General features: G+C 70.0%; 8 protein-coding genes. 6 read left to right on the plus strand and 2 right to left on the minus strand.

What is annotated here, in order from left to right; translation table 11 throughout:
* Window positions 1-469 precede the first annotated feature (469 nt).
* The 5 genes from NAEX_RS47020 (at window position 470) to NAEX_RS47040 (ending at window position 4,328) form a co-directional block, all read left to right on the plus strand.
* Window positions 470-955 carry a hypothetical protein gene (locus tag NAEX_RS47020; protein WP_143141598.1) on the plus strand — a complete coding sequence of 162 codons (486 nt, stop codon included), beginning with the start codon at window positions 470-472 and terminating at the stop codon, window positions 953-955.
* Between the two features lie 278 nt (window positions 956-1,233).
* Window positions 1,234-2,349 carry a GRAS family protein gene (locus NAEX_RS47025; protein WP_096333391.1) on the plus strand — a complete coding sequence of 372 codons (1,116 nt, stop codon included), beginning with the start codon at window positions 1,234-1,236 and terminating at the stop codon, window positions 2,347-2,349.
* Window positions 2,346-2,888: a hypothetical protein gene (locus NAEX_RS47030; protein ID WP_096333390.1), complete on the plus strand. Its 543-nt coding sequence runs from the start codon at window positions 2,346-2,348 to the stop codon at window positions 2,886-2,888. Before NAEX_RS47025 ends, NAEX_RS47030 begins: the two co-directional genes overlap by 4 nt.
* Window position 2,889: 1 nt before the next feature.
* Window positions 2,890-3,816 carry a PP2C family protein-serine/threonine phosphatase gene (locus NAEX_RS47035; RefSeq protein WP_096333389.1) on the plus strand — a complete coding sequence of 309 codons (927 nt, stop codon included), beginning with the start codon at window positions 2,890-2,892 and terminating at the stop codon, window positions 3,814-3,816.
* Complete coding sequence (locus NAEX_RS47040; protein ID WP_096333388.1) at window positions 3,813-4,328, plus strand: ATP-binding protein; 516 nt, start codon at window positions 3,813-3,815, stop codon at window positions 4,326-4,328. Before NAEX_RS47035 ends, NAEX_RS47040 begins: the two co-directional genes overlap by 4 nt.
* Here NAEX_RS47040 and NAEX_RS51885 read toward each other — a convergent pair.
* Window positions 4,271-5,047 carry a hypothetical protein gene (locus NAEX_RS51885; protein ID WP_170136631.1) on the minus strand — a complete coding sequence of 259 codons (777 nt, stop codon included), beginning with the start codon at window positions 5,045-5,047 and terminating at the stop codon, window positions 4,271-4,273. The two genes, NAEX_RS47040 and NAEX_RS51885, sit on opposite strands and share 58 nt — an antisense overlap.
* 34 nt (window positions 5,048-5,081) lie before the next feature.
* On the opposite strand from NAEX_RS51885, the gene NAEX_RS54920 reads away from it, so the two are divergent.
* Window positions 5,082-5,819: an adenylate/guanylate cyclase domain-containing protein gene (locus tag NAEX_RS54920; protein ID WP_170136632.1), complete on the plus strand. Its 738-nt coding sequence runs from the start codon at window positions 5,082-5,084 to the stop codon at window positions 5,817-5,819.
* Between the two features lie 195 nt (window positions 5,820-6,014).
* Here the strand turns inward: NAEX_RS54920 and NAEX_RS47055 are convergent, their stop codons facing one another.
* Window positions 6,015-6,590 carry a YdcF family protein gene (locus NAEX_RS47055; protein ID WP_170136633.1) on the minus strand — a complete coding sequence of 192 codons (576 nt, stop codon included), beginning with the start codon at window positions 6,588-6,590 and terminating at the stop codon, window positions 6,015-6,017.
* Window positions 6,591-6,747 lie beyond the last annotated feature (157 nt).

Genomic DNA, 6,747 nt, shown 5'->3' on the forward strand with positions numbered 1-6,747 from the left:
CGTCGCCGACGCGCCGCGCGGCCGGGTCGAGCGGCGCGAGCTCGGGGGCGCAGCGACTGCACAGGGGCGGCACGCCCCCGGGCGGCGGGGTCCGGAGCAGGTGACGACAGGCGAGGCACACCGGCGGCGCGAGGAAGTCGAGGAGCACACGGAGAGGTCGTGCGAACCGCCGTCGTTGTTGCACGCGCAAGAGATCGCGCTGGAGATCGCGTCGAATTCGCCGCGCGAGGGGCGTGTGAAGATCATTTCGCCGTCCGATGCAAGCGGGCCGTCGCGCGGCCGATCACCGCGCCGTCCGAGAAATTCGCCGGATCTGCGGCGATGCTCGCGATCCTCGGCGGAGGAAGACGCACACATCGCCGCTGGGCGTGATCTGGCGTGCAAATCGCGGCTGTGGGCGGCACGCTAATTCCCAGGAGGCCGCGTCATGCTCGCACACGATCTCGGATCTCTCAGCGTCGGAACGGTCTTGACGACTTCCACGTTCACGGTGAAGCCGGCCGATCTGACCGCGCATGTGGAGTCCAGCTTCTTGGGACAGGTGGTGGGTTGCGGAGAGGAGATGCTGTCGACCGGGAGCGTGTCCGGCGGCGGCGCGCCGGAGCCGTGGGGCCGAGTTTGTCCGCTCCCGGTCGCGCTCGGCCGGGCGCTGTCGGCCCTGGCCCACAGCGAGCCGTTCCGCGACGTCGCGCTGACGCTGCGCAGCATCAGCCGCGTGCGGCGCTTCGGAGAGATGCTGGTGGGGGAGCCGCTGACTGCGATCGCGACGGTGCGCTTCCGCAGCGGCAGAGTACCGAATGCGACGCACGTGACGCTGGCCGTCGAAGTTCACCGCGAGAGCCAGCGCGGCCGCGTCGGCGCGACCGCCCTGAGCTTCGAGGTCGGGCTCGAGCTGCGATCGCTGGCAGGCGCATCTACAGAGACGCGGATCGCTGGCGGCGCCGCCGCCGCGTGAGGCGTGCGGCCGGGCCTCCGAACGCCTCGGCCCGGCTTGCTGCGCCGGGTCATGGTTTTCGGACCATGTCTCAAGATGCAGTCCGTCGCGTGCGTCGCCGTCCTCCGACGCACGCGACCTGCGCAGTGGCCCGCGGTCCGGTCGCGCCGCTGGGTGGTCTTTGAGACAGAGGCCGACGGGGGCCTGTCCGGCTTCGCGGCGCGTTTCCGCGCGAGGGCTGAGATAATCTTCTCGGCCACGATCGGGTGCGCATCAGCTTGCCAAGGCGGATCCCCTGTGTGACCTTCAGTCTGCGGCGCATGCTCTACGAGGACCGCTACAAGCTGATTTTGGCCGCGTGCCAGGACATTCGCCGGCATCGCGAGCAGGTCGCCAAGACGGTGATAGCGAGCCAGCTCCTCGACGCCCTCGACGTCGATGTCCCGAGCGACGCGCTGTTGTCCCACATCGTCGCCGAGTCGCTGCTCCGGCGGATCGATCGCAACCTGCTCTCGGGTCGAAACTTGTACCTGCAAGCCGAGAAGCGGCCGCAGATCGATCTGTTCACGCTGCTCCAGCGCGCGATCCCGGCCGTGCCGCAGGGCTACGCGCTCGCCAACCAGTACCTGGTCCACGCGATGCGGCAGTCGAGCACGCCGGCGCTGCTCGAGATCGGGATCGGCAAGGGGCTGCAAGTGGTCGCGCTGCTGCGGGCGCTCGCGCGCGACCCCGGCAAGATCGAGCGCGTCCGCATCATCGCGCTCGAACCGAACCGCACCGCGTTGAACGAGGGCGTGGCCGCGATCGACGAGGTTCGCGCCGAGCTGCCGTTCGACATCGAGATCTATCCGCTGGTCAAGCTGATCGAGGTCTGCGAGGATGCCGACTACGCGCACTTCGAGGCGCTCGCCGAGGGGAGCTTGTCGATCAACGCGGCCTACACGCTGCACCACACCACGGGCCCCGACAGCGACGCTCGCACCCGGCTGTTGCGGCGGCTGCGGGCCCTGAAGCCGCGGGTGTTCACGCTGGTCGAGCCGAGCTCGGACCACGACACCGAGCACCTGACCCGGCGCATGCACCACTGCTGGCAGCACTTCGCGACGGTGTTCGACCTGGTCGACCGCAGCGACGCGTCCCCCGACGAGAAGTTCGCCATCAAGGAGGGCTTCTTCGGCCGCGAGGTCCGCGACATCCTCGGCACCAGCGACGCCTTCCGCACCGAGCGCCACGAGACGCTCGAGTCGTGGCTGCTGCGCCTCAAGAAGGCGGGCTTCGTGCCGTACCCGGCGATCGACGTCGACGTCGACCTCCCGGAGTACTGTCGCTCGAACGTCAGCTCGGGCCTCGTGCGGCTGTCGTACCGCGGGGTGCCGATCATCGCGGTGTTCGCGTTCGCGGGGGAGGCGGGATGAGCGACCAGTCCGAGCCGCGAGAGCCGGTGGTCCACGGGACGCTGATGGCCGGCTTCGCCCAGGCGTGCGTCAACCTCAATATCGTCGCCGGTCGGCGGGCCACCGCGCTCCTGGCCGACATCGACATGGGGCGGTGGTTCCCGCTGGCCAAGTGGATGGAGATCGAGCAGATGGTCGGCGAGTCGTACGCCAACGTCGAGCCGATCCGCCTCAAGCTCGGCATCGAGATGATGACGCTGTGGTACCACCACGGCCCCGGCAAGGCGCTCATCCATCGCGGCGCGGATTTCCTGCACTTCCAGACCGGCAGCCACGGCATCGCCAGCGTCATCCGCGGCCCGCGCGAGGTGGTCGGCTCGTTCGACCTCGAGGAGTTCGACTCGGCCCGCGGTCACGCGGTGATCCGCTCGTCCACGCCGTTCGACAAGACGATCGAGCGCGGCGTGCTGATCGGCGGGGTGATGGCCCCCGGCGACCTCTACTACGTCGACGTGACGAACGACGGCGACCTCAACCGCCTCGTGGTGGAGTTCCATTGAGATGACGCTCGACGAGATCCTCCAGGGACGAGACCCCGACCGCCTGTCCGAGCTGTCGCGCGAGGACCTGCACCGGCTGTTCTGGATGTACAAGGGCCTGGTCAAGCGGGTCGAGCGCGACACCGCGTACTGGCAGGCGACCAACGACAACCTGCGCACCGCGTACGAGCGGCTCGACGAGCAGGAGCGCGAGCTGGCCCGCGCCTACCAGACCATCCGCCAGGACCTCGAGATCGCCCAGCAGGTCCAGCACGCGCTGCTGCCCAAGGACCACCCGGAGATGCTCGCGCGCTTCGAGTTCTCGGTCTATCACAAGCAGATGACCGAGGTCGGCGGCGACTACTACGACTTCTACCGCCTGCGCGACGGCAGCCACGCGATCGGCGTGTTCGACATCTCCGGCCACGGGGTGTCGGCGGCGCTGATCATGGCCTACCTCAAGGCCCAGCTGGTGCAGACGATGGAGCAGGTGTCGCGCCCGCGCGACATCGTCGAGTACCTCAACAACGCGACCGTCGGGTTCCTCCGCGAGGTCCGCCGCTACGCCACCGTCAACTTCGTCGCCTTCGGCGAGCGCACGTTCCGCTACGTGTGCGGCGGCGGCTACGGGGTGCTGGTCCGCGGCGGCGAGGTCCACACGTTCAACAAGGGCGACCCCTTCATCGGCCTGCGCCGCCGCGCCTACAGCGAGTACGAGCTGCCCTTCGAGACAGGCGACGTGCTGGCGCTGTACACCGACGGCATGGTCGAGGCCCAGGACAGCGCCGGCGCCGACTACAGCACGCGCCGCCTGCACGAGCTCGTGCGCGCCAACGCCGAGCTGCCGGCCAACCAGATCCTCCAGCGGTGCCTCGACGACTACGGGCAGTTCCGTCGCGTCGACGCCGACGACATCACCCTCATCGTGCTTCGGAGGCGGGCAGCGTGAGTGAGCACGAGTTCGACGACGACCCGATCACGACCAGCGTCGGCTTGACGCTGACGGTCGCGCCCATGGGCGACGCCCGCGGCAACCTGGCGACGACCGTCGGCGAGTCGCTGCTGGCGATGCTGACGGTGTTCTACCCGCAGGCGCTGTGCAAGAAGGCCAACGTGGTCATCACCGAGCTGGTCCAGAACGTGATCGACAACGTCAGCGATCCGGGCAGCCAGATGCGCGTCGACCTGCGCATCGACGGCGACGCGCTGCAGGTCCAGGTCACCAACAAGGCGACCCCCGAGCAGTACCAGGACGTCAAGGACCGCGTCGACCGGCTGACGGCCGCGACCGACCCGAAGCGCCTGTTCGCCGACACGCTCCGCGCCCGTCGCATGCAGCGACTGCGCGGCGGGCTCGGCCTCATCCGCCTGGTGTCCGAGAACCGCTTCCGCTTGTCCGCGACCTATTCGGGCGAGAACCTGACCATGCAGGCGGTGTTTCCTTTGCGAGGTGCGCAATGAACGTCCTCACGTACGGCGAGATCATGGACGGCGGCGTCAGTGTGTTCCACTGCGTCGCGCGCGAGGACGAGGGGAACTTCTCCCTCACGTTCTCGGGCGTGGTCCGGATCGACAACCCTTATCGCTATCTGTCGGCCCTGCTGCAGGACCTGCGCGAGATCCTGCCGAAGCGCGAGATCCAGCGCAGCGTGCTCGACTTCACCGAGCTCGAGTTCTGCAACTCGAACGGCTTCTACGTGATCATGGACATCGTCGAGCTGGTCTATCTGCTGCTGCCCGGGCCGGTGCTGGTCCGTCGCCTGCAAGAGGACGACTGGCAGCAGGAGACGCTGCCGATCCTGCTCAACCTCGACGAAGAATCGATCGCCGCCCGGACGACCTTCGAGACGTGCGAGAGTTCTGACATGGTGGCGATCCTCGAGCTGGTGGAGCCCATCGCGTTGCGCGTCGATGCCGACGGCCGTGTGACCCCGGCGTCGCCCGCGGCGGCCCGCTGGCTGGCGGCCCGCCCCGGCGCGCCCAGCCTCGGCGCGCTGTTCGGCGCCGCGTCGCCGGCGTTCCTGCGCAGCCTGGCCGAGAGCAGCGGCAAGGCGGTGCCCGAGAACCCCTGGCCGGAAGGACCTGTCGCCTGGGACCTGTCCTTGGAGCCATCCGATGCGGTGCTGGCGGTCGGCGTGGCGATCCGCCCGCCGCGGGCGCTGGCGTCGCAGCTGGCGCACGCGACCCTGCTCGACAAGAGGCCTGGCGCTGGCGGTGCTGCCGCGCGAGTCGGCGGCGCCGCTCGGCGAGCGGCTCCAGCCCAAGGCCTACCGCGAGTCGACGGTGATGTTCATCGACGCGGTCCAGTTCTCGCGCCTGGCCGCCCGCGTCGACCCGGTCACCTGCCTCAAGCAGCTCGACTTCTTCTTCTCGGCCTTCGACCAGATCACCTCGGCGTTCGGGGTCGAGAAGCTGCGCACCGCCGGCGACACCTACGTGGCGGTCTCGGGCATCCCGCACCGCCGCCTGTCGCACGCGGTCGACGCGACGTTCGCCGCGCTCCGCTGCGCTCAGGTGGTGGCGTCGGGGCTGACGCCGAGCGTCGACGAGTGGGACTGGAGCTTCCGCATCGGCCTCCACTCCGGGCCCTGCATCCGGCGTGCTCGGCTCCAAGAAGCCGGTCTACGACCTGTGGGGCGACACGGTCAGCGTCGCCAGCCACGTCGAGCGCGTCGGCCAGCCGACTCGGTGTGCGTGTCGGGCGCGGTCCGTCAGCTCATCGAGCCGTTCTTCTCGCTCGAGTTCATGCAGACGACGGTGACCCGCAGCGTCGGCGAGATCGAGGTCTACGCGGTCCGCGGGCTGCTCCCCGAGCTGCAGGCCGACGGGCAGGCGGTCGTGGCCAACGCCGAGTTCACCGCCCGCTACGAGGCGCGCTTCGCGTCGCCGTGCCCGGCCGCCGCGCAAGAGGCGCTCGGGGTCGAGCTCGGGCAGGGCCTCGACGAGTTCTGAGCGGGCGAGGCGCTCCGACCGAGGATGCCTGTTCGAGCATGTTCGGACGGGCATGATTTTTCGGGCATGCCGTAAGGAGCATGTCGTATGGGGCAGCCGGCCAGCCGTGCGAGCTCCTGCGCCCGCCCGTCGCCGCGCCGCGGTGACGCCGTCGCTCTCGCGGGAGAGGATGCCGGCCGGCGCGGGCCGCTCCGATCAGTCGAGGCGGTAGTCCTTGAACAGGTAGGCGTAGAAGCGACGACCTCGCGCAGCAGCGACCACGGCTCGCGCAGCTCGAGCTCGAGATCCGCGTGGGCGCCGGGGCGTCGACGCGAAGCGGCGCAGCGCCAGCTTGGTGCGGGTGAGGTGGTAGTACTGGCTGACGGCGATCGCGGAGCGCTCGCCGGGGCGCGTCGGCGGCGCGAAGCGGGCGGTGGCGTGGGTGTTGACGCCGCCGCGGTCGACGGCGATCCGCTCGGCCGGGACGCCGCGGGCGACCAGGTAGTCGCGCATGACGTCGGCCTCGTACGGGCTGCCGGGATCCTGGCCGCCGCTGACGATGAGCCGCGGGACGAGGCCGGCGGCGTAGAGGGCGGCGCGCGATCGAGGCGCAGCCGCAGGCGACGCGCGGGCTCGCCGGCGGGGCTGACGTGGTTGCCGAGCACGACGGCGACGTCGGCGGGGGCGACCCTCGTCGGTGCAGCCGTCGACGCAGAGGACCAGGAGGTGGACCAGGCCCCAGGCGCACAGCAGGGCGAGGAGGCGGAGGATGTACGTTCGCACCTGGCGCATGGGACCTGTCCTCATGGACCTGTGACTTCGGCCTCCGGCGGGCGCACGGGCAGGCAGCTGAGCTGGGCGGAGTCGGGGTCGTAGCGGAAGGTGTCGTGGAGGGCCAGGAGGCGGCGCGCGTAGCTGTGGAGGCGCTCGGGTCGCATCGCTCGCCAGG

The sequence above is a fragment of the Nannocystis exedens genome (assembly GCF_002343915.1).
Classification (GTDB): domain Bacteria; phylum Myxococcota_A; class Polyangia; order Nannocystales; family Nannocystaceae; genus Nannocystis; species Nannocystis exedens.